At 72.3% G+C, this 26631-nt stretch carries 19 protein-coding genes; 10 read left to right on the top strand and 9 right to left on the bottom strand.

Annotated features, from left to right (window positions below; all coding sequences use genetic code 11):
* Positions 1-125 precede the first annotated feature (125 nt).
* Together FXF65_RS05915 and FXF65_RS05910 are read right to left on the bottom strand one after the other, a co-directional pair.
* The gene (locus FXF65_RS05915; protein WP_222868387.1) at positions 126-1877 is read right to left on the bottom strand and encodes a protein kinase domain-containing protein; all 1752 of its coding nucleotides are present in this window, start codon (positions 1875-1877) and stop codon (positions 126-128) included.
* 90 nt (positions 1878-1967) lie between these two features.
* Complete coding sequence (locus FXF65_RS05910; protein ID WP_148348670.1) at positions 1968-2807, bottom strand: fumarylacetoacetate hydrolase family protein; 840 nt, start codon at positions 2805-2807, stop codon at positions 1968-1970.
* A 111-nt stretch (positions 2808-2918) separates the two neighbouring features.
* Here FXF65_RS05910 and FXF65_RS05905 point away from each other — a divergent pair, with 111 nt between their 5' ends.
* A complete protein-coding gene (locus tag FXF65_RS05905) occupies positions 2919-3620 on the top strand; it encodes a FadR/GntR family transcriptional regulator (RefSeq protein ID WP_148348669.1) in 702 nt (233 codons plus the stop codon).
* Between the two features lie 11 nt (positions 3621-3631).
* Here the strand turns inward: FXF65_RS05905 and FXF65_RS43530 are convergent, their stop codons facing one another.
* Positions 3632-4978 (bottom strand): NDP-hexose 2,3-dehydratase family protein, encoded by a 1347-nt coding sequence (locus FXF65_RS43530; RefSeq protein WP_187412116.1) that lies wholly within the window; start codon positions 4976-4978, stop codon positions 3632-3634.
* 192 nt (positions 4979-5170) lie between these two features.
* Here FXF65_RS43530 and FXF65_RS05895 point away from each other — a divergent pair, with 192 nt between their 5' ends.
* From FXF65_RS05895 to ccrA, 7 genes are read left to right on the top strand one after another with little or no spacing between them, the layout of a single operon-like run.
* A complete protein-coding gene (locus FXF65_RS05895) occupies positions 5171-6400 on the top strand; it encodes an aminotransferase class I/II-fold pyridoxal phosphate-dependent enzyme (RefSeq protein ID WP_148348668.1) in 1230 nt (409 codons plus the stop codon).
* A 26-nt stretch (positions 6401-6426) separates the two neighbouring features.
* Complete coding sequence (locus FXF65_RS05890; protein ID WP_148348667.1) at positions 6427-7464, top strand: ketoacyl-ACP synthase III family protein; 1038 nt, start codon at positions 6427-6429, stop codon at positions 7462-7464.
* On the top strand, positions 7464-8609 hold the full coding sequence (locus FXF65_RS05885; protein WP_148348666.1) for an acyl-CoA dehydrogenase family protein: 1146 nt from the start codon (positions 7464-7466) through the stop codon (positions 8607-8609). The genes FXF65_RS05890 and FXF65_RS05885 overlap by 1 nt, the downstream gene beginning before the upstream one ends.
* Positions 8606-10090: an amino acid adenylation domain-containing protein gene (locus FXF65_RS05880; RefSeq protein WP_148348665.1), complete on the top strand. Its 1485-nt coding sequence runs from the start codon at positions 8606-8608 to the stop codon at positions 10088-10090. Before FXF65_RS05885 ends, FXF65_RS05880 begins: the two co-directional genes overlap by 4 nt.
* The gene (locus FXF65_RS05875; RefSeq protein WP_148348664.1) at positions 10080-10367 is read left to right on the top strand and encodes an acyl carrier protein; all 288 of its coding nucleotides are present in this window, start codon (positions 10080-10082) and stop codon (positions 10365-10367) included. Before FXF65_RS05880 ends, FXF65_RS05875 begins: the two co-directional genes overlap by 11 nt.
* Positions 10357-11694, top strand: coding sequence for an NAD(P)/FAD-dependent oxidoreductase (locus FXF65_RS05870; RefSeq protein ID WP_148348663.1), 1338 nt, complete (start codon positions 10357-10359; stop codon positions 11692-11694). Before FXF65_RS05875 ends, FXF65_RS05870 begins: the two co-directional genes overlap by 11 nt.
* A gap of 15 nt (positions 11695-11709) precedes the next feature.
* Positions 11710-13059 (top strand): crotonyl-CoA carboxylase/reductase, encoded by a 1350-nt coding sequence (ccrA, locus tag FXF65_RS05865; protein ID WP_148348662.1) that lies wholly within the window; start codon positions 11710-11712, stop codon positions 13057-13059.
* A gap of 100 nt (positions 13060-13159) precedes the next feature.
* Here the strand turns inward: ccrA and FXF65_RS05860 are convergent, their stop codons facing one another.
* The 6 genes from FXF65_RS05860 to FXF65_RS05835 form a co-directional block, all read right to left on the bottom strand.
* Positions 13160-14650: an MDR family MFS transporter gene (locus tag FXF65_RS05860; RefSeq protein ID WP_148348661.1), complete on the bottom strand. Its 1491-nt coding sequence runs from the start codon at positions 14648-14650 to the stop codon at positions 13160-13162.
* A 93-nt stretch (positions 14651-14743) separates the two neighbouring features.
* Positions 14744-15349 carry a TetR/AcrR family transcriptional regulator gene (locus FXF65_RS05855; protein ID WP_148348660.1) on the bottom strand — a complete coding sequence of 202 codons (606 nt, stop codon included), beginning with the start codon at positions 15347-15349 and terminating at the stop codon, positions 14744-14746.
* A 64-nt stretch (positions 15350-15413) separates the two neighbouring features.
* Positions 15414-16619 (bottom strand): nucleotide disphospho-sugar-binding domain-containing protein, encoded by a 1206-nt coding sequence (locus FXF65_RS05850; protein WP_148348659.1) that lies wholly within the window; start codon positions 16617-16619, stop codon positions 15414-15416.
* A 15-nt stretch (positions 16620-16634) separates the two neighbouring features.
* Positions 16635-17621 carry a dTDP-glucose 4,6-dehydratase gene (gene rfbB, locus FXF65_RS05845; protein WP_148348658.1) on the bottom strand — a complete coding sequence of 329 codons (987 nt, stop codon included), beginning with the start codon at positions 17619-17621 and terminating at the stop codon, positions 16635-16637.
* Positions 17618-18715, bottom strand: coding sequence for a glucose-1-phosphate thymidylyltransferase (locus tag FXF65_RS05840; RefSeq protein ID WP_148348657.1), 1098 nt, complete (start codon positions 18713-18715; stop codon positions 17618-17620). Before FXF65_RS05840 ends, rfbB begins: the two co-directional genes overlap by 4 nt.
* A 54-nt stretch (positions 18716-18769) precedes the next feature.
* Positions 18770-19762, bottom strand: a complete 993-nt coding sequence (locus FXF65_RS05835) for a Gfo/Idh/MocA family protein (RefSeq protein ID WP_148348656.1) — start codon at positions 19760-19762, stop codon at positions 18770-18772.
* Positions 19763-19924: 162 nt separating this feature from the next.
* Here FXF65_RS05835 and FXF65_RS05830 point away from each other — a divergent pair, with 162 nt between their 5' ends.
* Together FXF65_RS05830 and FXF65_RS05825 are read left to right on the top strand one after the other, a co-directional pair.
* A complete protein-coding gene (locus FXF65_RS05830) occupies positions 19925-20359 on the top strand; it encodes an allene oxide cyclase barrel-like domain-containing protein (protein ID WP_148348655.1) in 435 nt (144 codons plus the stop codon).
* Positions 20360-20378: 19 nt separating this feature from the next.
* Complete coding sequence (locus tag FXF65_RS05825) at positions 20379-26627, top strand: type I polyketide synthase (RefSeq protein WP_148348654.1); 6249 nt, start codon at positions 20379-20381, stop codon at positions 26625-26627.
* Positions 26628-26631: the final 4 nt, after the last annotated feature.

The following is a 26631-nucleotide window of genomic DNA, read 5'->3' as shown; positions in this document are numbered from 1 at the left end:
GACCCGTCCTCTCCGCGCGTCGTGCCCGCGCGTCCGCTCCGCACGCGCGTCCGCGCTCAGCGTAACCCCCGGCCGCGGGAGGGGTCCCGCCCTCGACGCCGTCCCGGACGCCGGGGTGAGCGCGGTCAGGAGTTGGCGGGGACGGTGCTGATGACCTTCCCCTTCAGGTTCACGGCGAGGTAGCCGCCGCCGTAGTCGTCGGTGAGGTAGACGAGCATGGTGGGGGCGTCGCCGTTGAACGTCCAGGCGGCCCGGACGATGATGTACCGGTTGGTGGGCTTCGGCACTTTCAGTGTGCGCGCGGCGCGGTTCAGCAAGGACGGCAGCGCCTCCCAGTTGAACGTCTTGAGGTCGACCTTGGCGTCGCCGGTCGTGATGGCGACGCTCGGACGGCTCCGCACCGCCGCGTCCGCGCCCTTCTCGTAGGTGTAGTTGTCGAAGGCGGAGCGGCGCCCGGCGACGGGCGCGTCGGCGGACGCACGTTCCGGATAGACGGAGAACTCGGCGAACTTCGTGCTGCCCGACGCCGCCTCGAACTTCTTGATCACGTCGCGGATCGCGGCGGGCGTCAGCAGCGTGGCGACCCGCGCGCCGCCGCCCCCGCTCCCCCGGGCGGTGGTCGTGGGCGCCGCCCCGGTCCGGCCGCCGGGACCGGCCGCGGCCGTGTCCCGGGTCGCGTCCATGATCTTCGGGACGACGACGACCAGCGTCGCGATGAGCGCCACGACCGCGGACACCGCGATCCCGGCCGCGATCCCGACCAGCCACCGCGCCCCGTTGTGGCGCTGCCGCCGCATGGAGCCCGTGGTGGTGTGCGGCGGAGGCGTGTGGAAGGGGTTCGGGTGAGTGCCGGGCCCGGGCGGAGGCGCGTGCAGGGCGTTCGGGTTGGTGCCGGGGCCGGGCAGTGGCGCGTGCAGGGCGTTCGGGTTGGTGCCGGGGCCGGGCAGTGGCGCGTGCAGGGCGTTCGGGTTGGTGCCGGGGCCGGGCGGTGGCGGCGTGGGGAAGGCGGGCGGCGGCGGGAACGCCAGGCCCGGCGCGGTGGTGACGGCGTCGGCGGCCTGGGCGAACATCCGGTCGAGCTGCGCGGCCGCCGGACGCGCCGCCGGTTCCCGCACCAGCAGCGCCTGGAGCACGGGCGCCAACTGCCCGGCGCGCTGCGGCGGCGGGATCGCCGCGGTCATGACGGCGGCGAGCGTCGCGGCGGCGGTCGGACGGCGCAGCGGGTTGTGCCCCTCCACCGCGACGTACAGCAGGAGGCCGAGCGACCACAGGTCGGAGGCGGGGTCGCCCTCCGTCCCGTGCAGCCGCTCCGGCGCGATGTACTCCGGCGACCCGACGAGGCCGCCGGTCGCGGTGACGCGGGACGCCTCCTCCAGCACCGCGATGCCGAAGTCGGTGAGGACGGGCGTGCCGTCCGTCCGCATCAGGACGTTCGCGGGCTTGACGTCGCGGTGGCAGATCCCGGCCTCGTGCGCGGCCCGCAGCGCGGCGAGGACGCCGCGTCCGACGACCGCGCCCTCGCCGGGCGTGAGCGGCCCGGACCCGAGCCTGTCCTGCAGCGACTTCCCCCGGACGAGCTCCATCACCAGCCACGGGTGCGGCATGTCCGGCGAGTCCACGATGTGGTGGATGGTCACCACGTTGGGGTGGTCGAGGCGGGCGAGCGCCCGCGCCTCCCGCATGACGCGCTCGCGCATCATCGCCGCGACGCCCGGGTCCTGGTGGGACGGCTCGGCGTCGGCGAGGCGCACCTCCTTCAGCGCGACCTCGCGCTCCAGCGCGAGGTCGAAGGCGCGCCAGACGGTGCCCATGCCCCCGCTGCCGAGCCGTCCGCGCAGCTCGAAGCGCCCGTCGATCACCACCCGCTCAGCCGTCACGGCGCACAGCCTAGAACGAGCGGCTCCCGAAACGCCCGGAGTGTCCGGCATTCGGGCGACCACTCGTCCCCGGCTCTTCGGCTCCCCGGGTCAGACGAAGCGCTGGCGGAGTTCGCCGATGCCCTCGACGTAACTGACCAGTTCGTCGCCCGGGGCGAGCCAGCGCTGCGGGGAGCGGCCGAGGCCGACCCCGGCGGGCGTCCCGGTGAAGACGAGGTCGCCGGGCAGCAGCGGCAGCACCGCCGACAGCCGCTCGACCAGCAGCGGGATGGAGAAGATCAGCTCGCGGGTGCGGGCCTTCTGGACGTCCTCGCCGTTGATCGCCGAGCCGAGCGCGAGGTCGTCGGGGTCGGCGAACTCGTCCGGCGTGACGACCCACGGGCCGGTCGGCGCGAAGCCCGGGAACGACTTGCCGAGGCTGAACTGCGGCGCGGGACCGGCGAGCTGGGACACCCGCTCGGAGATGTCCTGGCCGACGGTCAGGCCCGCGATGTGGTCCCAGGCGTCCGCCGCCGGGACGTTGCGCGCCCGTTGTCCGATGACCGCGACCAGCTCGACCTCCCAGTCGGTGTCGCCGCCGGGCGGCAGGGCCACCTCGGTGACCGGGCCGGTGATGCTCGTCGCGAACTTGGTGAACACCGGGGGCAGGCCGTCCGGGACGTCGAACCCCGACTCGAGCGCGTGGTCGCGGTAGTTGAGGCCGATCGCGAAGACCTGGCGGGGCTCGGGCACGGGCGCGCCGAGATCCGCCGGGTCGAAGGCCGCGCCCTCGGCCTCCGAGACGGTGGCCGCCCAATCGCGGAAGGCGTCCCAGTCCTGGTAGACGGCCTGCGGGTCGGGGCCGAACCGGCCGCCGCTCGCCGTCTCCACGTCCACCGCGCGCTCTGCGACGATCACGACCGAGCGACATTCGAGGTTGCCGACGCGCACCCGTCCTCCTAATTCGTCATGATGATTAGGGTGATAATGCTCCCTGATCAGACACGACGTCAAGCCCCGTCCCTGATAATGTCCATGCTGAATTAAGGGGAGGAGGACTCCGTGCGCGCTGACACCCCCTCACCCGCCGGCGGGCGAGCGGAGCTGGCCGCCGACCGCGTCGCGGGCCTCGTCCGGTCCGCCGAGCCGGGGGCGCGGCTCGGCACGAAGAACGAGCTGCGCGCGCTGTGCGGCGTCTCGGTCAGCACGTTCAACGAGGCGCTGCGGCTGCTCCAGGCGCGCGGGCTGGTGTCGGTCCGGCCGGGTCCCGGCGGCGGGCTGTTCGCCGCCGAGCAGTCGCCGATGGTGCGGCTCGGCAACTCGATGCTGTCCCTGAACGCCGACCGCACGTCCGTCGCCGAGGCCATCCGCATCCGCGACGCGCTCGACCCGCTCCTCATCGAGGACGCCCTGTGGCACGCCTCCCCCGCCGACGTCGCCGACATGCGCGCGATCCTCGAAGAGATGGGCGTCGCCGCCGACGCCGCGGACGCCACCGCGTTCACCCGCGCCAACTGGCGGCTGCACGCGCGGATCGCGGCGGTCAGCCCGCACGTCCTGCTCCGCGCCCTCTACGCCAACCTGCTGGACCTCATCGAGGGCCACACGCTGCGCGTCCTGCCGGACGGCGTCCGCCCGCTGCCCCCGTACCTGCGCGAACGCCACCGACTGCACACCGATCTGGTGGACGCCCTGGCCCGCCACGACCGCGACGCGGCGATGCACCTGATCCACGACCACAAGACGGGCGAGCCCTCTTCCTGAACGGCGCCGTCCTAACGGAGGCTGTGGACACAGGCGAGCAGGGTGCGCGCCTCGATGTTGAGGTAGTGCTTGTGCTCGACCAGGTCCATGAGCTGGCGGACGGTCACCCAGCGGAAGTCCGGCGGCACGTCGAGCGGGAAGTCAGCGCCGACGTCGATCACCCGGTACCGCGTCTGCGCGTGGAAGAACCGCCCGCCCTCCTCGGACAGGACGGTGTCGAACCGCACCCGCGCCGGGTCCTCGGTCGCCGCCTCGGCGGCGAACGGCGCGGTGCGGCCGGGCTCGCCGTCCGTGGGCAGCTGGACGGTCGGCCCCATCTCCACGAGGTCGGGCAGCCCCGCCTGCGGCCGGGCCCGCGCCAGCAGGTGCAGCACGCCGCCGATCGGGCGCGCGAGGAACGCCGACATCCCGATGCCGAGCGGTTCGAGCAGCGGCTGCGACCACGAGGCGACCTCCCGGCTCCCGGCCGTGACCCGCGCGCCGACGACGCGGAAGGGGCCGCCGCCGTCCGCGGCCAGTTCGTCGGGGCCCGCCGTCCAGCCGGGGACGTCCTTCAGCGGGACGGCCGCCACCCGCCAGTCGCAGGCGCTCCGCGCCTCGGTGAACCAGCTCAGGATCTCCGCCCGGCCGAACAGCGCCGCCGCGCGGTCGTGGGAACGGCGCAGCGCGTCGGTGAATTCGTCGCGCGGAGCGCCGTCGTCCGCGTCGGTCGGAAGGCAGGAAAGGACGGTCCTGATATCCATGCCGACGACGTTGTCCAGGACCAGCAGTTCGTCTATCTCGGCGCGTGTCATCCATCGGAAGTCGGGATGCTCGGGTATGTCCCCGGCGGCCTCGACGACGATGTTGCGGTTCCGTTTCCGCAGGAACCACGAGCCCTGTTCGGACTGCAGGACGTCGACCACGGGACGGCCCCGTCCCGCGCCTCGGAAATGCTCTAGATAACGTGTCTTCCGGCCGCCGTGAACGCGCGTGTAGTTGCTGCGCGTCGCCTGGACGGTCGGCGCGAGTTGCAGCGTGTTGATGTTGCCCGGCTCCATCTTCGCCTGCACGAGATACCGCCGGACGCCGTCGGCCTCCCTGGTCAGGAGGCCGAGAATGCCGATCTCCGGCTGATTCAAGATCGGCTGCGCGGCGCGGAGCCCGCTGTCGTCGTCGACCCGGACGCCCGCCACCGCGAAGAACCGCCCGCTGTCGTGCACGAGATTTCCGGTGCCGGAGTCGAATCCCCACGCGTCCAGCTCGGCGAAAGGCACGCGGGTCACCGAGCAGCGAATGGCGCGGCCCCGGTCGGCCAGCCATTCGCGGACACCCGCGGAGCGGTTCGCGTCGGTCGCGGCGGACTGCGCTCCGGGCATGGCGGGCACTCCTTCGGTTCGGTTCAGCCCACCCCAGCGCCGCCCGCTGAATTCCCGGCAACGCGGCGACAAATCACATGCTTTAGCGGTCGTTCAGCGCCCGCTTAGCGTCCCGTCTGAGCCTGAGTTCCGACACCGCAACCCCCATATGGCCGATGCGACACAAGGCCATCGACCCTCTGTGAGGCGAGGATGCCGACCGCCAAGAGCGACGTCAGCGAGCTGGCGATCTTCGGGGGGCCGCCGGCGTTCGACACTCCGCTCGTCACCGGCAGGCCGAGCCTGCCCGCCCGGGACGAGGCCCTCCGCCGCATCGCCGCGTCGCTCGACGGGCGGCACTGGACCAACGGCGGCCCGCTGGTCGCCGAGCTGGAGCGCCGCTTCGCCGAGCTGACCGAGGTGCGGCACTGCCTCGCCGTCGCGAACGGGACGGTCGCGATCGAGGTCCTCGCCCGCGCGCTCGGGCTGTCCGGCGAGGTGATCGTCCCCTCCTTCACCTACGTCGCCACGGCCCACGCGCTGCAGTGGCACGGCATCACCCCGGTGTTCTGCGACATCGACGCCGCCACCGGCAACCTCGACCCGGCCCGCGTCCGCGCGCTGATCACCCCCCGGACCAGCGCCGTCATGGGCGTGCACCTGTGGGGGCGGCCGTGCGACGTCCCGGCCCTGGACGAGATCGCCGCCGAGCACGGGATCCCGCTGCTGTTCGACGCGGCGCACGCCGCGGGCTGCCGGTTCCGCGGCCGCCCGGTCGGCGCGCTCGGCCGCGCCGCCACCTTCAGCTTCCACCCGACGAAGGCCGTCAACTCCTTCGAGGGCGGCGCGATCGTCACCGACGACGACGACCTCGCCGACCGGATCCGCGCCATGCGCAACTTCGGCAACGACGCCGCCGGGACGGTCCGCGGCGTCGGCGTCAACGCCCGCATGAACGAGATCTGCGCCGCGATGGCGATCACCTCGCTGGCGCACCTCGACGAGGTCATGGACGCCAACCGGCGCAACCACGTCCGGTACCGGGAGGCGCTCGCCGACGTGCCCGGCCTCACGGTCCGCGTGCCGGGGCCCGGCGAGCTCAACAACCTCCAGTACGCGGTCGTCGAGCTGGACGAGGGCTCCCGCGATCCCGGCGACCCGGGCGGCCCGCCCAGGGACGACCTGCTCGCCGCGCTGCGGGCGGAGAACGTCCTCGCCCAGACCTACTTCCACCCGGGATGCCACCGGCTGGCCCCCTACCGGGACCGGCCGGAGACGCACGCGCCGGCGCCGCTCCCCCGCACCGAGTCGCTGGGCCGCCGCGTCCTCGTGATGCCGACGGGCACGGCCGTCCGGCCGGCCGACGTCGACCGCGTCTGCGACGTGCTCCGGCTCGCCGTGCGCGCGGGCCGCCGCCTGACCGCCGCCCGCGCAGACCACTGATCCGCAGCCAGACCGAGGAGGCTTCCGTGCCAGCAGACGACATCTTCATCTCGGGGGTCGGGGTGTACGAGCCGCCGATCGTCTCCATCGCGGACGCGGTGGCCGAGGGGAGCTACCCGGCCGAGCAGGCCGAGAGCGCCGGGCTGCTCGGGGTGCACGTCGCCGGTGACACCCCGGCCCCGGAGATGGCGCTGCACGCCGCCCGGGAGGCGCTGACCCGCGCCGGGCAGCCCGCGGCCGAGCTGGACGTCCAGCTCTACGCCGACTCCTGGCACCAGGGCCCGGACGGCTGGCTGCCGCAGTCCTACCTCCAGCACCACCTCGGCGGCGACTGCCTCTCGGTGGAGGTGCGCTCGGGCTGCAACGGGATGTTCACGGCGCTGGAGCTGGCGATCGGCTACCTGCGCGGGGCCGACGAGCGCCGCAGCGCGCTGGTCGTCACCGCCGACAACTTCGGCACGCCGCTGATGGACCGCTGGAACTCGGGCGTCGGGTACGTCCCGGCGGACGGGTCGAGCGCGCTGGTCCTGACGAAGCGGCCCTCGTTCGCACAGGTCGTCGCGGCCCGCACGGTGACGGTCGCCGCCGCCGAGCAGGTCCACCGCGGGGACGAGCCGCTGTTCCCGCCGAGCGTGACCGTCGGCAGGTCCGTGGACTTCAACGGCCGCCTGCTGTCGTTCCGCGAGACGCTCAGGGGCAACCCCGACGGCGCGGCCCCGCTGTTCGAGGTGCAGAAGAAGACCACGGAGATCGTGCACCGCTGCCTGTCCGACGCGGGCATCGAGCCCGACGACCTCGCCCGCGTCGCGTTCAACAACTTCTCCAGGGAGATGGTCGAGCAGCGGATCATGGCGCCGCTCGGGCTGCCGCTGTCGAAGTCGACCTGGGACTTCGGACGCGGCATCGGCCACGGCACGTGCGACCAGATCATGTCGTTCAACCACCTCCTCGCCGCGGGCGAGCTGGGTCCGGGCGACCACCTGCTGATGATGGGCGTCGCGCCCGGCATCACCCTCTCGGCCGCCGTCGTGAAGGTCGTCGACACGCCCCCGTGGGCGGCCTGATGGACTTCGGCCTCAGCGCGGACCAGCGGCGGCTCTACGACGGGATCCTCGCCGACGTCACCCGGGACCTGCCGGGGGCCCGCCGCCGGGAGTCGTCCGCCGACCACTTCGCCCCGGACGAGTGGGCCACCGCGGGGCGCCTCGGCCTCACCGGCCTGTGCCTGCCCGCCGAGAACGGCGGCCGCGGGCTCGGCGCGCTCGACACGGCGCTCGCCCTGGAGGCGTTCGGCCGCGGCTGCGCCGACACCGGCCTCGTCTTCGCGGTCGCCGCGCACCTGCTCGCCTGCGCGGTGCCCGTCCGCGACTTCGGGCGGGCCCCGGTCCGGGACGGCATGCTCGGCGGCCTCGCCCGCGGCGGCCTCATCGCCGCGAACGCGATGACCGAGGAGGGCGCGGGCTCCGACGTCGGACGCCTCGCGACGACGGCGGAGCGCGACGGCGGCGACTACGTCCTGCACGGCGTGAAGTCGTTCGCCAGCAACGCCCCCGCCGCGGACGTGTTCGTCACCTACGCCGTCACCGACCCGGCCGCGGGGTTCCTCGGGATCAGCGCGTTCGCCGTCCCGCGCGAGCTGTCCGGCGTCGTGGTGGGGCCGCCGCTGCGGAAGATGGGCCTGCACGGCTGCCCGGCCGGACGGGTCGAGTTCGTCCGCTGCCGGGTGCCGGAGCGGTACCGGCTCGGTGAGGAGGGCGACGGCAGCGCGATCTTCCAGCACTCGATGGGCTGGGAGCGGGCGTGCCTGTTCGCCGCCTACGTCGGGCTGATGGACCGGCAGCTCCGCGACTGCGTCCAGCACGCGCGGGAGCGGCGGCAGTTCGGGCACGGCATCGGCGAGTTCCAGGCCGTCTCGCACCGGCTCGCCACCATGACGCAGCGTCTCGAGGGCTGCCGCCTGCTGCTCTACCGGGCGTGCTGGCTCCTCGACCAGGGGCGGGACGCCACCACGGCGGCGGCGGTCGCGAAGGTGTCGGTGTCGGAGGCGTCCGTCGCCAACAGCCTCGACGCCGTCCAGATCTTCGGCGGCTCCGGCTACCTCAGCCCCGCCGGGATCGAGCAGCAGCTCCGCGACTCGGTGCCGAGCACCATCTTCTCCGGCACGTCGGAGATCCAGCGGGAGATCATCGCGAAGGGGGCCGGGCTGTGAACCTGCACCGGCGGCTGATCGACTCGGCGGCCCGGCGCCCGGACGCGCCCGCCGTCGTCGACGAGGCCGGCACGCGCACCTACCGGGAGCTGGACGACCTGGCGGGCGCCATCGCCCGGCGGCTCGCGGCGCTCGGCGTCCGGCGCGGCGACCGGGTGGTGCTGTGGGCGGACAAGTCCGCCGCCGTCGTGGCCGCGATGCAGGGCGTCCTGCGGCTCGGCGCGGCCTACGTCCCGGTGGACGGCGCGTCCCCGGCCGGGCGCGTCGCCGCCCTCGCCCGGGACTGCGGCGCGCGCGCCGTCTGCGTCGGCGACGCCCGCCTCGGCGCGCTCCGCGCCGAGCTCGGCGCGGACGCCGAATACCTCGACCTCGACGTTCCGCTCGCCGCGGACGGCCCGTCGCCGGACGAGACGTGCGAGCCCGACGACCTCGCGTTCATCCTCTACACGTCCGGCTCCACCGGGACGCCCAAGGGCGTGTGCATCAGCCACCGCGCCGCCCTCGCGTTCGTCGACTGGGCGGTCGGGCTGCTGGACGCCACGTCCGCCGACCGGTTCGCCAACCACGCCCCGTTCACCTTCGACCTGTCGGTGCTCGACCTGTACGCGCCGCTCACCGTCGGCGCCTCGGTGCACCTCATCCCGGCCGCGCTCGGGTACGCGCCGGGGCAGCTCGTCGACCTGCTGTACGAGCGGGAGATCACCGTCTGGTATTCCGTCCCGTCCGTGCTGATCCTGATGATGCGCGACGGCGGGCTGCTGGACCGCGCGCCCTCGGCCGCGCTCCGGGCCGTCCTGTTCGCGGGCGAGCCGTTCCCGATCCCCTACGTCCGGCGGCTCGCCGACTGGACGAGCGCGCCCCTGTTCAACCTCTACGGCCCCACCGAGACCAACGTCTGCACCTTCCACCGGGTCGAACCCGCCGACCTCGGCCGCGACCGCCCCGTCCCGATCGGGCGTCCGAGCTGCGGCGACGACGTCTGGGCGGTCCGCCCGGACGGCGCCCCCGCCGCCGAGGGCGACGAGGGCGAGCTGATGGTCGACGGCCCCACGGTCATGCTCGGCTACTGGGGCGGCGAACCGCAGCGGGGGGCGTACGCGACGGGTGACGTCGTCCGCGTCCTGCCCGGCGGCGCGTTCGACTACGTCGGCCGCCGCGACCACATGGTCAAGGTCCGCGGGCACCGCATCGAGCTCGGCGAGGTCGAGGCCGCCCTCGCCGCCCACCCCGACGTCGACCAGGTCTCGGTCGTCGTCGCCGGCACGGCCGTGAACGCGCGGCTCGTCGCCTTCATCGTGCCCGGGCCGGGGCGGGCGCCCGGCGTCCTCGAACTCAAGGAGCACAGCTCGCGGCGACTGCCCCGCTACATGATCGCCGACCGGTTCCATCTCGTGCCCGAACTCCCGCGCACGCGCAACGGCAAGGTCGACCGGACCCTGCTCGTCGAAAGGCACGTCGAAAGGACAGTCAGTGTCACATGATCAATTGTCCGAGCACCTGATCTCCTTCATCAGGGACAGGTTCCTCGCCGGCGACCCGCGCGGCGAGCTGACCGCGACGTCCCCGCTCCTGGAGTGGGGCGTGCTCGACTCCCTCAACACGGCGGTGCTGCTCACCCACATCCGGGACGACCTCGGCATCGCCATCCCCCCGGCGAAGGTCAGCGCGCGGTTCTTCAAGGACGTGCGCAGCATCGCCGAGATGATCGACGACCTCCCCCAGACGGCCAAGGCGGACGGAGCCCACCATGGAGCCTGACTTCGACGTCGCGATCATCGGCGGCGGCCCGGCGGGCTCGACCGCCGCCTCCTACCTCGCCGGCGCCGGGCTGTCGGTCGTCGTGTTCGAGGGCGAGATCTTCCCCCGCGAGCACGTCGGCGAGTCGCTGATCCCGGCGACGACGCCCGTGTTCAACGAGATCGGCGTCATGGAGAAGCTGGAGGAGGCGAAGTTCCCGAAGAAGTACGGCGCGGCCTGGACGACGGCCGAGTCCCGCTACACCGAGCGGACGAACTTCACCAAGAACCTCGAGCACATCCGGTCGGCGGAGATCCTCTTCAGCGAGCGCGACCAGCCGGGCGTCGACCGCGACTACACCTTCCACGTCGACCGCGGACGCTTCGACTCCATCCTGCTGAAGCACTCGCAGAGCCGCGGCGCGCGGGTGTTCAACGGCGTCCGCGTCCTGAACGTCGACTTCTCCGACCCCGAGATCGTCACGCTCACCACGCGCATCGGGCCGCGGGAGACGACGTTCACGTCCCGCATGGTCGTGGACGCGTCCGGACGGCAGACGCTGCTCGGCCGCCAGATGAAGGTCAAGGTCCCCGACCCGGTGTTCGACCAGTACGCCGTGCACGCCTGGTTCGACGGGCTGGACCGGAACGCGCTGTCGTCCGACCCGTCCGAGGCCGACTTCATCTTCATCCACTACCTGCCCATCAACGACAGCTGGGTCTGGCAGATCCCCATCACCGACACGATCACCAGCGTTGGGGTCGTGACGCAGAAGAAGCGGTTCCGCGAGTCCGGCGTCGACCGCGACACGTTCTTCTGGGACTACATCCAGAGCCGTCCGGAGCTGCACAAGGAGCTCCAGAAGTGCGAGCAGGTCCGCCCGCTCAAGACCGAGGGCGACTACAGCTACTCCATGAAGGAGATCTGCGGCGACCGGTTCGTCCTCATCGGGGACGCGGCCCGGTTCGTCGACCCGATCTTCTCCAGCGGGGTGAGCGTCGCCGTCAACAGCGCGCGGATCGCGTCCTACGACATCATCGAGGCCCACAAGGCGAACGACTTCAGCAAGGAGCGCTTCGCGACGTACGAGCGGCGGCTCCGCCGCGCCGTCCGCAACTGGTACGAGTTCATCACGATCTACTACCGGCTGAACGTGCTGTTCACGGCCTTCGTGAAGGACCCGCAGTACCGCGTCGACGTGCTGAAGATGCTGCAGGGCGACGTCTACGACGAGGAGGAGCCGAAGGCCCTCGCCGCCATGCGCGAGGTGGTCGAGGCCGTCGAGAACGACCCCGAGCACCTGTGGCACCCGTACCTGGGATCGCTGCGCATCAACACCGTCGTCTGACCGGGAGGTCCGCTCATGGCAGTCCGGCAGTTCCTGGACGCGATCCTCGCCGGGGAGACGTCGCCGCGCGCCTTCGAGGCGCTGCCACTGCCCGGCTCGTACCGGGCGGCGACGGTGCACCGGGACGACACGGAGATGTTCGCCGGTCAGGCGACCGCGGACAAGGACCCCCGGGCGTCGCTGCGGCTGGAGGAGGTGCCGCTGCCCCCGGTCGGGCCGGGTGAGGCGCTCGTCGCGGTCATGGCGAGCGCGATCAACTACAACACCGTGTGGACGGCGCTGTTCGAGCCGCTTCCGACGTTCACGTTCCTGGAGCGCTACGCCAAGCGCTCCCCGCTCAGTTCGCACCACGACCGGCCGTACCACCAGGTCGGCTCGGACCTGTCCGGCGTGGTGCTGCGGACCGGACCCGGGGTGCAGGACTGGCGCCCCGGGGACCGGGTGGTGGCGCACTGCCTGTCCGTGGAGATGCAGAGCCCGGACGGGCACGACGACACCATGCTGGACCCGGAGCAGCGGATCTGGGGGTTCGAGACGAACTACGGCGGCCTCGCGGAGATCGCCCTCGTCAAGGCCAACCAGCTCATGCCGAAGCCGGGCCACCTCACCTGGGAGGAGGCGGCCTGCTCGGGCCTCGTGAACTCGACGGCCTACCGGCAGCTGGTGTCCCGCAACGGGGCGCGGCTGAAGCAGGGCGACAACGTGCTGGTGTGGGGCGCGACGGGCGGGCTCGGCTCCTACGCCGTGCAGCTCGCGCTCGCGGGCGGCGCGACGCCGATCTGCGTCGTGTCGTCGGCGGAGAAGGCGGAGCTGTGCCGGGCGATGGGCGCCGAGCTGGTCATCGACCGGGCCGCCGAGGACTACCGGTTCTGGCGGCCGGACGGGACGTCCGACCCGCGCGAGTGGAAGCGGTTCGGCGCGCGGATCCGCGACCTGACCGGCGGTGAGGACCCGGACATCGTCCTGGAGCACCCGGGCCGGGACACGTTCGCCGCCTCGGTGTTCGTGACCCGGCGCGGCGGGACGGTCGTCACCTGCGCGTCGACCACGGGGTTCCGGCACGAGTTCGACAACCGGTACCTGTGGATGAACGTCAAGCGGATCATCGGCTCGCACTTCGCGAACTACCGGGAGGCATGGGAGGCCAACCGGCTGGTCGCGAAGGGCAGGATCCATCCGACGCTGTCGGTGACGCTGCCGCTGGACGCGGTGGGCGAGGCGACCCGCCGCGTCCACCGGAACCTGCACCAGGGCAAGATCGGCGTCCTCTGCATGGCGCCGGACGAGGGGCTCGGCGTCACCGACCCCGAGCTGCGCGAACGGCACCTCCCGGCCATCACGCGGTTCCGCGCGTCCGCCGGGTAGCCAGAGGCGTATCCCCGCACCCCGCAGGAGAAGGTCTCCCCCAGCCGCCAGGGGGAGACCTTCTTCTGCGTCTCGCTTCCGTGCCTCGCTTGCGTGCGCCTCAGGAGGTGGCGGGGCGCTTCTCCTGCTGGGCGGCCGGGGCCGTCCGCGCGGGCGGCTTGCCGGGCAGCAGCAGGGCGGGGACGGCGGCGGCCAGCGCGAACGCCAGCACCCACCAGAACGTGGCGCCGAAGGAGTCGGCCATGCCCTGCGGGGTGATCTGCCCGTGCCCCGCCTTGGCGTGCGTGGTGAGCCTGCTCTGCAGGACGATGAGCACCACGGCCGCGCCGAAGGAGCCGCCGAGCTGCATCAGGATCCGGCTGGCGGTGGTGGCCCGCGGGATCATCTCGCGCGGCAGGCCCCGCACGGTGATCGCCATGGACGGGACGGTCACCGCGCCCAGCCCCGCGCCGCCGACCACCAGCATGACGCTGATCAGCCACAGGCTCGTGTGCGGCCCGAGGTTCGTGTAGACGTAGGTGGAGACGGCGGTCAGCACCAGCCCGAACAGCGTGATCGGACGCGGCGCGATCCTGTCGGTGAGCTTGCCCGCGAAGTGCAGCGCGAGCCCCATCCCGATGCCCTGCGGAACGAGCAGCAGCCCGGCCTCGAGCGCGCTGTACCCGCGGAGCTGCTGGTAGTAGAGGGGCAGCAGGGCGACGGCGCCGAACAGGGCCGTGGTGCCGACGAACAGGACGGCGGTGCCCGCGGTGAACGTCCGGACGGCCTTGAACAGCCGCAGGTCGATGATCGGCTCGGTCTTCGTCCGCGTCACGTGCAGCGCGAACACGAGCAGGAGCACGACGCCGATGGCGAGCGGGGTGTAGGCGTGCCAGTCGGCGAAGCTGACGTAGCGGCCGGCGGCGGTGAAGCCGTAGACGATCACGGCGCAGGCGGGCGACAGCAGCGCCACCCCGAGGATGTCGAGCCGCCGGGTGTCGGGCCGCCGGTCGGCCGGGATCGAGCGGGCCGAGAGCACGATCGCGAGCAGGCAGATCGGCACGTTCACGAAGAAGATCCAGCGCCAGTTCAGGTCGCTGACCAGCACCCCGCCGAGCACCGGCCCGAGGATCGGGGCGAGCACCGCGGGGATGCCGACGGCGGCCATCGCGCGGCCGAGCCGCTGCGGCCCGGCGGCCTGGGCGAGCACGGCCGTGCCGAGCGGCAGCAGCAGCCCGCCGCCGAGGCCCTGCACGATGCGGAACGCGATCAGGCTGTTCGCCGACCAGGCCACCCCGCAGAGCACCGAGCCGAGCAGGAACAGCGCGAGGCATGTGATCCAGACCGAGCGGGCGCCGAAGCGGTCCATCGCCCAGCCGGTCAACGGGATGACCGTGGCCATCGCGAGCAGGTAGCCGCTGCCGACCCACTGGACGGTCAGCAGCGAGACGTCGAACTCCTTCAGCAGCGTGTTGTACGCGACGTTCGTCATGGTCGCGTCGAGCTGGACCATGAGGGCGCCCAGGGTGATCACCACCATGAGCTTGACGAGCGCGGGCGGGAGCCGGGTGTCGTCCGCCCGCGCCTTCGGCGGCTGCGCTTCTGCCTTCATCGGGATCTCCAGGTGAGGATGCAGTACATATTTACTGCGGACCTGATGGCGAGACGCCGGCGCTCCCCGCGCGGGGCCCCGGCGCCTCGCCGCTCAGTCCGCCCGCGGGGTGGCCATGCCGTTCATGAGCTGATCCAGGACGAGGTCGCGCCGGGTGGCGTCGTCGTCCAGCGCCGGTCCCCCCGCGCGGAGGATCTGCTCTCCGCGCGGGGCCATGACCGCCATGCCGAACATCGCCGCCATGGCCGTCCCGTGTGCGAGCTCGAAGGGGCGCGCCGTGCTGAAGACGCCCGTCTTCTGCCCGCGGGCGTATATCTCGGAGAGCGCGCTCGGCAGCATGTCGGCCGTCGGCAGCGGCAGGGTCCGCCAGCCGTTCAGCGCCTCGTGCAGCCAGAGCCCGACGAGCCGGGGCCGGTTCATGATGATGTCGGCGAACCCCGAGAGCGCGAAGCGCATGCCCTCGTAGGGCTCCATCGTCACGGCCTTCTCCAGCACGGGCGCCCACGCCGCGCGCAGTTCGGCGAAACGGTCCACCAGCGCGGCGGCGTACAGTTTCTCCTTACTGCCGAAGTGGTGGTAGATCATGCGTTCGTTGACGCCCGCACGCGCGACGATGTCCTGGATGCGGGCCCCCCGGAGGCCGTGCTTGGCGAACTCCGCGGTGGCCGCGTCCAACAGTGCCGCTCTGCTCGTGCTCATGAAGTAAATGTTTACAGAACCCGGCCGCCCTCGCAACCGGACCGGTGGAGTCCGGGCGGCCGGTTCAGGACCGCTCGGTGAGCGAGGCGGCGACGGCGCCCGGCGTCGGCTGCGCCTCGATCTCCGCGCGGAGCCGGCCCGCGGCGGCGCGCAGCGCGTCGGCGTCGTCGTGCAGCAGGCCCGCGATCGCCGTCTTCAGCGGGCCGTCCGCGGCCTCGCCGACCGACACCGCGGCGCCCGCGCCGGTCGCGGTTAGCAGCCGGGCGTTGAACTGCTGGTCGCCGGAGTTCGTCACGATCAACTGCGGCACCCCGAGCGCGGCGGCGGTCAGCAGCGTGCCGCCGCCGCCCTGGTGGATGATCGCCGCGCAGGACGGCAGCAGCAGGTGCAGCGGTACCTCCTCCGCGATGAGGGTGCCGGGCGGCGGGTCGCCGAGCAGCTCACGGTCGGACGCCTTGATCGCCAGGACGATCTCCATGTCGAAGTCGGCGAGCGCCTTGAGGATCCACGGGACGAGGAACCCCTCCCGTCCGCCGACCGCGCTGGACGTCATCCCCCACGTCACGCAGACGCGGCGGCGCCCGGATCCGGCCGCCCAGTCGGGCTCGATCCCGGGCCCGTTGTACGGGACGTAGCGCATCGAAAGCAGGCCCGCCCGCGCGTTGGCCTGGAGGCTCGGCGGGCACGGGTCGACGGTGTGGACGGCGTAGTCGGCGGCGGGCTCGACGCCGTACCGCTCGTACAGCCGCAGCAGCGCGCTCGGCCAGTGGTCCACGGCGATGCCGAGGCCGGGGAAGCCCATGGCGCCGATGACGTCCGGTCCCCACAGGTGCCGGACGAACGGCGCGTCCACCGCCGCGGCGGCGAGCGGCCCGGCGAGCGCGAGCGGGTCCGCCACCACCAGTTCGGGCCGCCACCGGCGCGTGTAGGCGACGAGGCCGTCCGCGACGCTCTCGGCGGCGGAGACCTGCGGGGCGAACATCCGCTCCTTCACCGCGAGGCGCTCGGCGGGCGACAGGTTCGCCACCATGTCCGGCGTCAGCGGCCGCCCGCTCTCCTTGCGGGCCCGGCGGCGGGCGGCGATCGCGCCCGCGAAGTCGTAGTCGTCGGCGACGACGGCGGCGGTCAGCCCGGACCGCCGGATCGTGTCCACGATCGCGGGCTGCACCGCGAACCGCACCTCGTGGCCCGCCGCGCGGCAGGCCCAGGCCAGCGGGACCATCGACAGGTAGTGCGTGGACACGGGCATGGGTACGAAGAGAATCCGCATCACAACTCCCCCAGCTCAACCGGCGGACAGCCGGGCCTTGTGGCGCAGCGGCTCCCACCACGCCCGGTTCTCGCGGTACCAGTCGGCGACCTCGGCGATCCCGGCGGCGAACGGCGTCGCCGGGACGAAGCCGAGCTGCGTGCGGATCTTGGTGTCGTCCAGCGCGTACCGCTCGTCGTGGCCCTTGCGGTCGGGGACGTGCCGGACGCGGTCCCACCCGGCGCCGCACGCGTCGAGCAGCAGCCCGGTCAGCTCCCGGTTGCTCAGCGTGGTGTCCCCGCCGATGTTGTACACCTCTCCGGCGCGGCCCTCTGTGAGGACGAGATGCAACGCGCGGCAGTGGTCGTCGACGTGCAGCCATTCGCGGACGTGGTGCCCGTCGCCGTACAGCGGGACGTCCTTCCCGTCGATCAGGTTGGTGATGAAGAGGGGGATGACCTTCTCGGTGAACTGGTAAGGCCCGTAGTTGTTGGAGCAGCGGGTGATCGAGACCTTCAGCCTGTGGCTCCGCCAGTAGGCGCGGGCGATCAGGTCGCCGCCCGCCTTGGACGCCGCGTACGGCGAGTTCGGCGCGAGCGGGGACTCCTCCGTCCACGCGCCCTCGCCGATCGACCCGTACACCTCGTCGGTCGAGACGATCACGACCCGGTCGACGCCCGTGTGGCGGCAGGATTCGAGGAGGGTCTGCACGCCGAGGACGTTCGTCCGGACGAAGGCGTCCCCGCTCAGCAGCGACCGGTCGACGTGTGTCTCGGCGGCGAAGTGCATCACGGCGTCATGTCCGGGTAGCAGCGACGTCAGCAGCGCCGAGTCGCACACGTCGCCCCGGACGAAGTCGAGCCGCGGGTGCGACATCGGCAGGTTGGCCGGGTTCCCGGAGTAGGTCAGCTTGTCGAGGACGGTGATCCGCGCGTCCTCCAGCCCCCGGTAGCGGCCTTCGAGCGCGCGGCGGACGTAGTGGGAGCCGATGAACCCCGCTCCCCCGGTGACGAGCAGCCTCACGCGTCCGCGCCTTTCCGGGGGGCGATCTCGACCCGGCCATCGTCGCCCACCACCAGGCGGTGGGCGTCCCGTTCGCCGTCCGGCGCGCCGGGCGGCGGGCCGACCAGCGCGGACCGTCCGATGACCGAACCGGCTAGCGGGCCGACGCCGGTGACGGACGCGCCGTCCAGCAGCATCGAGTGCTCGACGTCGGCGTCCTCCAGCAGGCAGCCCGCGCCGATCGAGGTGCCGGGGCCGATCCGGCTGCCGCGCACGACGCAGCCAGGGCCGAGCAGCGCCGGGCCGGTGATCACGGACCGTTCGATGAGGGCGTCCTCGGCGACGACGACGGGGCCGGTGATGACCGTCCCGGCCGTGACGGCGCCGCGGACCTCGGGGCGCAGGCGCTCCAGCAGCGTCCGGTTGCAGTCGAGCAGCCCGTCGACGGTGCCGGTGTCGTGCCAGGGCCCGGCGAGCAGGCGCGCCTGCACGTCCCGGCCCTGCGACACGAGCCACTGGACGGCGTCGGTGATCTCCAGCTCGCCGCGGGCGCTCGGCTCGATCGCGCGGACGGCCTCGTGGATCTGCGAGCTGAAGAAGTAGACGCCGGTGACGGCGAGGTCGCTGCGCGGCCGGTCCGGCTTCTCCTCCACGCCGAGGACGCGGCCGGTGTCGTCCACCTCCGCGATGCCGCACTCGGTGGGCTCCGCGGCCTTGGCGACGACGAGCTGCGCGGCGGGCCGCCGCTCCTGGAACTCGAGGAGGGGTTCGCCGATGCCGTCCGCGAACACGTTGTCGGCCAGATACATCACGAAGTCGTCGTCGCCGAGGAAGTCGCCGGCGATGAGGACGCAGTGCGCGAGCCCGAGCGGCTCGTCCTGCGGCAGATAGGTGACGCTCATGCCGAACCGGGAGCCGTCGCCGACGGCGCCGCGGATCGCGTCGCCCGGCGCGCCGACGATGATTCCGGTCTCGGTGACGCCCGCGGCGCGGAGCGCGTCCAGCACGTGGAAGAGCACCGGCGCGTTGGCCACCGGGACGAGCTGTTTCGGAATGCTGTGGCTGAACGGCCGCAGCCGGGTGCCGTGACCGCCGGCCAAAACCAGGGCCTTCATAATCGACCTTCCTGTACCGGTCAATTCCGTGGAAATTCGGTTAATCGCTGCCGGTCAAATGGTGGGGTCGGCCGGACCGCGTCGCGCCCGGCTCCGGATGTCGTCGACCAGCGCCGCGTGCCGCAGCAGCCGGTCGGCGTACGGGCCGAAGACCGCGCCGTCCCGCACCGCCCGCGCGAACGCGCAGACGAGTTGGGCGAACTGGTCGTCGGGCGGAAGGGTGATCTCCTCGGCGTGGTCCTGCCGGACCACCCGCAGGGTCGGGTTCAGGGTGGGCGGCGGGGTGAAGGCCCGCTCCAGGACGATCCGTCCCTCGCTGCCCCAGATCTCGTACATGGACCGGTAGGACGACCGGAACCCGAACGAGAGGTGCGCGGGCACGCCGTCCGGGGTGTGCAGCAGCGCCGCGCCCTCCAGGTCGACGTCCAGCTCCGGGTCGACGCGCAGGACGGACCCGGCGACCGACAGCTCCTCGCCGAGGAACATCAGCGCCGCCTGGACCGGGTACACGCCCACGTCGAGCAGCGCCCCGCCGCCGAGTCCCGCCTGGTAGCGGACGTCGGACGGGTCGAGCGGCGGGATCCCGAAGGCGCTCGCGAACGACCGCACCCCGCCGATCCGCCCGCTCTCGACGAGCCGCCGGACGGCGGCGTGCTGGGAATGGTGGCGGAACATGAAGTCGTCCATCAGCCACAGCCCCGACCGCTTCGCCTCCGCGACCAGTTCGGCGGCCTCGTCCAGCGTGGCGGTGAGCGGCTTCTCGACGAGGACGTGCTTGCCCGCCTCCAACGCCCGCAGCGCCCAGCGGTGGTGCAGGCCGGTCGGGACGGCGACGTAGACGGCGTCCACGTCGGGACGGTCCAGGAGGCCCGCGTATCCGGTGACGGGGGCGCCGCCGAAACGTCCGGCGAACTCGGCGGCCTTCGCGGCGTCGCGGCTCGCCAGCGCGGTGATCGCGACGTCCTCGACCCGCGCCATCGCGGGCAGCACCTTGCGCCCCGCGATGGCGGCGCAACCGAGGACACCGATGCGCAACACGTCGCTCACGAGACCTCCCTTACCTCCGAGGAAGGCAAGCGAACTAGCCCCCGCTGAAGCGGCGACAATGCGCCGCCAATTTGCACCGCGCCTAGGACCGGGCTAGGGCGGCTTTAGCGGCCGCTTTGACGATGAAGCGTCAGGCAGCGCCACCAATCAGGCGGGAGTCCCATGAACACCGCGACAGCCATCACCCTTGAGGACATCAAGGAGATCTGCCATACCACCATCGTTTTCGGCGGTAAACCGGAAAGCGGAGAGGGCGCGCAATTCGGCGTCAACCTCGGGTCCAGCGTGGAGTTCGAGGACGAACTGTACGACGCCGACGGCACGCAGATCGGCACCGCGACGGGCACCTCGGTCATCTTCTCCCGGCCGGACGGCACGATCATGCAGATCGTCAGCGCCCGCGACGACTACGCGGACGGCAGCGTCACCTGGTCGGGCACGTACACGATGTTCCCGGTGACCGAGCCGAAGTCGGTGCCGGCGCACGGGATCAGCGGCCGGTACCACGGCCTCGCCGGCACCCGCACCTTCCAGCTCCTCGACCGGCCGGACCCCGAGACGTCGCTCATCAAGTCGAGCCTCGTCCTGAACGGCTGACCAAGGGGGCACCCAGCAGATGACTGTGGAGGATCGGCTTCGCGACTACCTCCGGAGGGTGACCGCCGAGCTGCAGCAGACGCGGGAGCGGCTGGCCGCGGCGGACGCGGGCGCGCACGAGCCCATCGCGATCGTCGGCACGGCCTGCCGCTTCCCCGGCGGCGTGGACGGCCCGGCGGACCTGTGGCGGCTGGTGGCGTCCGGGACGGACGCGGTCACCGGGTTCCCGTCCGGGCGGGGCTGGGACGTCGGCGCGCTGTACGACCCGGACCCGGACCGTCCGGGGAAGAGCTACACGCGCGAGGGCGGCTTCCTGCACGACGCCGGCCTGTTCGACCCGGTCTTCTTCGGCATCAGCCCGCGCGAGGCGCTGGCCGTCGACCCGCAGCAGCGGCTCCTGCTCGAGACCACCTGGGAGACCTTCGAGCGGGCGGGCCTGCGGCCGGGCGCCCTGCGCGGCAGCCGGACCGGCGTCTTCACCGGGATCATGTACGGCGACTACGCGGCGCGGCTGCTCGGGAACGTCCCCTACGAGCTGGAGGGCTACCTCAACGCGGGCAGTTCCTACAGTCTCGCGTCGGGACGGCTCGCCTACTCGTTCGGGCTGGAGGGCCCGGCGGTCAGCGTCGACACGGCGTGCTCGTCGTCGCTGGTCACGATGCATCTGGCGGCGCAGGCGCTGCGGAGCGGCGAGTGCGACCTGGCGCTCGCGGGCGGCGCGACCGTGATGGCGACGCCGATGCTGTTCGTGGAGTTCAGCAGGCAGCGCGGAATGGCTCCCGACGGGCGGTGCAAGTCGTTCGCCGCCGCGGCGGACGGCGCCGGATGGGCCGAGGGCGTCGGAATGCTCCTGCTCGAACGGTTGTCGGACGCGCGGGCGAACGGCCATCCGGTGCTGGCCGTGATCCGCGGTTCGGCCGTGAACCAGGACGGCGCGAGCAGCCGTCTGACGGCGCCGAACGGGCCTTCGCAGCAGCGCCTGATCCGCGCCGCGCTCGCCAATGCCCGGCTCCGGTCGGACGAGATCGACGCGGTCGAGGCGCACGGCACCGGAACGACGCTCGGCGACCCGATCGAAGCGCAGGCACTGCTGGCGACCTATGGGCAGGAACGGCCTGCGGACAGGCCGTTGCGGCTCGGGTCCATCAAGTCGAACATCGGGCACGCCCAGGCGGCGGCCGGTGTCGCCGGGGTCATCAAAATGGTCGAGGCGATGCGGCACGGCGTGCTGCCGAAGACGCTTCACGTGGACGCTCCCTCGCCTCATGTCGACTGGGATTCCGGGGCGGTCAGCCTGCTGACGGAGACGACTCCGTGGCCGGAGCGGGACGGTCCGCGCCGGGCGGCGGTGTCGTCGTTCGGGATCAGCGGGACGAACGCCCACGTCATTCTCGAAGAAGGGTCGGCTGTTCCCGCTCGTGTGGAGCGGCCTGACCGTCCGTTGCCGGTTGTGTTGTCGGCGAAGACCGAATCCGGTTTGCGGTCGCAGGCCGATCGGCTGCGGGAATTCGTTTCCGAGCACCGTGAACTCGGGCTGGCCGATGTCGCCCACACGCTGGCGAACGGGCGCACTCATTTCCAGTATCGCGGTGGTGTCGTCGCGCGGACCGTCGACGAGCTCGTCGAGCGGCTGTCGGATGTGCGGCCGGTCGACGGGAAGCCGGGGAAGGTCGCCTTCCTCTATTCCGGGCAGGGGTCGCAGCAGGCCGGGATGGGACGGGAGCTGTACGAGGCGTTCCCGGTGTTCGCCGAGGCGCTGGACGCGGCGTGCGCGCACCTGGATCCGCAGCTCAAGGACGTCATGTTCGCCGACGACCCCGAGCGGCTGAACGAGACCCTCTACACGCAGCCCGCCCTGTTCGCCTACCAGGTCGCCCTTCACGCGCTGCTGGCGGATTGGGGCGTCACGCCGGACTATCTGCTCGGGCATTCGCTCGGGGAACTGACGGCCGCCTACACGTCCGGGACGCTTTCGCTTTCGGACGCCGCCGCGTTGGTCACCGCTCGGGCTCGGGCGATGCATGACACTCCGGTGGGCGCGATGGCCGCCATCGGCGCGGCGCCCGACGAGATCGCCGGGACTCTTCCAGAGGGCGTGAGCGTCGCGGCCGTCAACACCGCGACCAGTTGCGTGATCTCCGGTCCTTCGGAGTCGGTGCGCGAGATCGCGGGACGGTGGAAGGAGCAGGGGCGGCGGACTCGGATTCTCACTACGAATCGCGCGTTCCATTCGTCGTTGATGGAGCAGGCCGTCGAGCCTTTGACGGCTGCGGCTCGTGGTCTCGCGCATGGTGAGGCGTCCATTCCCGTCATCTCCAACCTCACCGGGGAGCCGGCCGACCATCGGCCTGGATACTGGGCGGAGCATCTGCTCGGGACGGTGAACTATCACCGGGCCGTCCAATACCTGGATGAGCAGGGCGTTACGACGTACGTCGAGATCGGACCGGACTCGACGCTCACCGCGTTGGCCGCCGACATCAGTTCCGCGGCGACCATCGCCTTGCAGAACCCGAAGCGGCCGCAGGCATCGGAACTTCTCTCGGCCGTCGTGAACATCCACAGCAGTGGCGCGGCTGTGGATTGGGCGAAAGTCCTGCCGGAAGGACGTCACGCGGAGTTGCCTACTTATGCCTTCGAGCGGCGCCGGTTTTGGCTTGATGCGCGGCCCGCGACGGCCGGAGGGTCGGGGCATCCGTTCCTCGGCGAGGTCATCTCGCTGGAGGACGAGGGTTATCTGCTGACGGGCCGGGTCTCGCTGGAAACTCATCCGTGGCTCGCCGACCACGCCGTTCAGGGGACCGTGCTCTTCCCCGGCACGGCGTTCCTGGAATTGGCGTCGCACGCGGCTCGCGAAATCGGGTGCGACACGGTCGAAGAGCTCACGCTGGACGCTCCGCTCGTGCTCCCGGAGGGCGGGGGCGTGCGGCTCCAGGTCCGGGTCGGTCCGGCGGACGGCGCCGGGCGGCGGGAGGTGAGCGTCCGCGCCGAGTCCGAGTCGGTCTGGACGCGGCACGCCACCGGAGTCCTCTCCGCGAATGCCGTTGCTCCCGCCGCCGACCTGGGTGTTTGGCCTCCGTCCGGCGCCGAGGCGATCGGGCTCGACGGGCTCGCCGACCGGCTGGCGGACGCGGGCCTCGCCTACGGCCCCGCCTTCCAGGGGCTGCTACGCGCCTGGCGGCACGGGGACGATCTGCTGGCCGAGGTCGGGCTGCCCGAGGAGATCGCCGACGCGGCGGCGTTCACGCTGCACCCGGCACTGCTCGACGCCTCGCTGCACCCGACGATGGCGGTCGAGGATTCCGGCGCGGCGCGGCTGCCTTTCTCTTGGACGGGTGTGACCGTCCACAAGCCGGGTGCGTCGGAAGCTCGGGTGCGTTTGTCGCCGTCCGGTTCCGGCTCGTGGTCGTTGACCGTGGCGGACGGGGACGGCGCACCGGTGGCGTCGGTGGAGACGCTGGCCACTCGTCCGGCGTCGTTCCCCGGCCATCGGGACTCGCTGTTCCAGCTCGACTGGGTGCCCGTCGACGGGGAGGCGTCCGAGGAGCCGTTCACCGTTCTCAGCGGCTTGGACGAGCTTGCCGAATTGCCAAACGATTCAGGCACTGTGCTTTGGCATTGCGCCGGTTCGGGTGGATCGGAGTTCGTTGAGGGCGTCCATGGCGGCGTCAGCGAGGTGCTGCGATTGGTGCAGGAATGGCTCTCGATTGAGGCGCTGGATTCTTCGTTGCTGGTCGTGGCCACTCACGGGGCGGTTTCCGTGGGTGAGAGCGAACCCGTCCGGGACCTTTCGCGGGCCGCCGTCTGGGGCCTGCTGGCCGCCGCGCAGACCGAGAACCCGGGACGCATCGCGCTGATCGACGTCGATGACCGGAACGGCTCCGCCGACGCGCTGCCCAGCGCGGTCGCGAAGGCGCTGGCCGGGGAATCGCGGCTCGCCGTCCGGGACGGGGAGGTCTTCGCGCCGCGTGTCGTCCGGGCCGGTTCCGACGGGGCGCTGACCCCGCCGGACGGCGTGCCGGACTGGCGGCTTTCCGTGTCCGCGCCGGGGACGCTGGAGAACCTGGAACTGGTGGAAAGCCCGGAGGCGGCCGCTCCTCTCGGACCCGGCCAGATCCGCGTGGAACTGCGGGCGGCCGGGGTCAATTTCCGCGACGTCCTGATGACGCTGGGAATGTATCCGGGCGACGCCGTCCTGGGGGGCGAGGGCGCCGGGATCGTCACCGAGGTCGGCGCCGATGTCTCAGGGCTGAGCGTCGGCGACCGGGTCATGGGACTGTTCACCGGGATGCTCGGGCCGGTCGCCGTGACCGATCGGCGATTGGCCGTCCGCATTCCGAGCGGTTGGTCGTTCGCCCAGGCCGCGACCACTCCTGTGGTGTTCCTGACCGCCTATTACGGGTTGCACGATCTGGCGGGGATCCGTTCCGGGCAGCGTGTGCTCATCCACGCGGCGGCAGGCGGGGTCGGCATGGCCGCCACCCAACTCGCGCGCCATTGGGGCGCCGAGGTCTACGGCACCGCCAGCCCCGGCAAGTGGGCGACCCTTGAGGGCTGCGGGCTCGACGCCGACCACATCGCCAATTCCCGGACGCTCGACTTCCGGGACGCGTTCCCGGGCGGTCTCGACATCGTCCTGAACTCGCTCGCCGGGGACTTCATCGACGCCTCTCTGGACCTTCTCAAGCCCGGCGGTCACTTCCTCGAAATGGGGAAGACCGATCTGCGGGATTCCGTCGACGGCGGTATCCGCTACCTGCCCTTCGACCTGAGCGAGGCCGCCCCGGACCGCATCCGGGAAATGCTCGGCGCGCTCGTCGAACTCTTCGAGGGCGGGCGGCTCACCCCGCTCCCGGTCAGCGCGTTCGACGTGCGGCAGGCGCCGCACGCGTTCCGCCGGCTGAGCCAGGGCCGGACGATCGGCAAGGTCGCCCTGACGCTGCCGCGTCCGATCGACCCGGCGGGCACGGTCCTGATCACGGGCGGGACGGGAGCGCTCGGCACGCTGGTGGCGCGGCATCTCGTCCGCGAGCACGGCGTCCGCCGCCTGCTGCTCGCCAGCCGCCGGGGCCCGGCCGCCGACACGGCCGCTGATCTGCGCGAACTCGACGCCGACCTCACCATCGCGGCCTGCGACGTCGCGGACCGCGACGCCCTCGCCCGGCTGCTCGACAACGTCCCGGCGGAGCATCCGCTGACGGCGGTGGTCCACGCCGCCGGGGTCCTCGACGACGGGACGTTCGACGCGCTCACGCCCGAACGCGTCGGGGAGGTGCTGCGCGCGAAGGCCGACGCGGCCTGGAACCTGCACGAGCTGACCGCCGGAATGGACCTGTCGGCGTTCGTTCTGTTCTCGTCGGTCGCCGGGGTGCTCGGCTCCGCCGGGCAGGCCGGTTACGCGTCCGCCAACGCTTTCCTGGACGCGCTGGCCCGCCACCGCCGAGCCGAAGGACTGCCCGCGACGTCCCTCGCGTGGGGCCTGTGGGAGAACGGCTCCGGAATGGCCGGGGAGCTGGACGACACCGATCTCGCGCGAATGCGGCGCACTGGAATACGCGCGCTCTCCCCCGAGGAGGGGCTCGCCCTGTTCGACGCCCACGACTCGGGCCCGGCGGTCCTCATTCCCGCCCGTCTGGACACGGCGGCATTGCGGGCTCAGGCCGAATCCGGTGTGCTGCCCGCGATTCTCGGACGGCTCGTCCAGCGCGGCGCACGGCGGGCGGCGACCGCGTCCGGCGAGACCGGCGAGGCGTGGAAGCGGCGGCTCGCGGAGCTGGCGGAGGGGGATCGCCGCGAGGCGCTGGTGGACCTGGTGCGCACCGAGTCGGTCGCGGTGCTGGGGCACGATTCGCCGTCCGTCCTGAAGAGCGACCAGGCGTTCAAGGAGGCCGGGTTCGACTCCCTCACCGGCGTCGAGCTGCGGAACCGGCTGAGCACGCGCACCGGGCTGCGGCTGCCGTCGACGCTGGTCTTCGACCATCCGACGCCCGCCGCGCTCGCCGACCACCTGCTGGCGCTGTTCGTCCCCGGCGACGCGGCGGCGGGCCCGCCCGCGCTCGCCGAACTGGGACGCCTGGAGTCCGCGGTGCTCGCCGCCGCCGCGGATCCCGGGACGCGCGCGGAAGTGACCGAGTCCCTGACCGCGCTGCTCCAGAAAGTGCGCGAGATCGGCGACGCGGCGGACGACGCCGACTCCGCGGACATCGCGGCGCGGCTCGACGCGGCGACCGACGAGGACCTCTTCGATTTCATCGAGAACGAACTCTAGGGCT

This window comes from Actinomadura syzygii (assembly GCF_008085905.1).
Lineage (GTDB): Bacteria > Actinomycetota > Actinomycetes > Streptosporangiales > Streptosporangiaceae > Spirillospora > Spirillospora syzygii.
The sequence above is the reverse complement of the archived record's forward strand: the minus strand, read 5'-3'. Positions and strand labels throughout refer to the sequence as shown.

What these genes read in the sequence shown, in the direction of transcription:
- FXF65_RS05870 (WP_148348663.1), top strand. Translation starts at nt 10,357, where the DNA reads ATGGAGCCTGACTTCGACGTCGCGATCATCGGCGGCGGCCCGGCGGGC.
- FXF65_RS05895 (WP_148348668.1), top strand. Translation starts at nt 5,171, where the DNA reads ATGCCGACCGCCAAGAGCGACGTCAGCGAGCTGGCGATCTTCGGGGGG.
- FXF65_RS05855 (WP_148348660.1), bottom strand. Translation starts at nt 15,349, where the DNA reads ATGAGCACGAGCAGAGCGGCACTGTTGGACGCGGCCACCGCGGAGTTC.
- ccrA (WP_148348662.1), top strand. Translation starts at nt 11,710, where the DNA reads ATGGCAGTCCGGCAGTTCCTGGACGCGATCCTCGCCGGGGAGACGTCG.
- FXF65_RS05825 (WP_148348654.1), top strand. Translation starts at nt 20,379, where the DNA reads ATGACTGTGGAGGATCGGCTTCGCGACTACCTCCGGAGGGTGACCGCC.
- FXF65_RS05830 (WP_148348655.1), top strand. Translation starts at nt 19,925, where the DNA reads ATGAACACCGCGACAGCCATCACCCTTGAGGACATCAAGGAGATCTGC.
- FXF65_RS05840 (WP_148348657.1), bottom strand. Translation starts at nt 18,715, where the DNA reads ATGAAGGCCCTGGTTTTGGCCGGCGGTCACGGCACCCGGCTGCGGCCG.
- FXF65_RS05850 (WP_148348659.1), bottom strand. Translation starts at nt 16,619, where the DNA reads ATGCGGATTCTCTTCGTACCCATGCCCGTGTCCACGCACTACCTGTCG.
- FXF65_RS05885 (WP_148348666.1), top strand. Translation starts at nt 7,464, where the DNA reads ATGGACTTCGGCCTCAGCGCGGACCAGCGGCGGCTCTACGACGGGATC.
- FXF65_RS05860 (WP_148348661.1), bottom strand. Translation starts at nt 14,650, where the DNA reads ATGAAGGCAGAAGCGCAGCCGCCGAAGGCGCGGGCGGACGACACCCGG.
- FXF65_RS43530 (WP_187412116.1), bottom strand. Translation starts at nt 4,978, where the DNA reads ATGCCCGGAGCGCAGTCCGCCGCGACCGACGCGAACCGCTCCGCGGGT.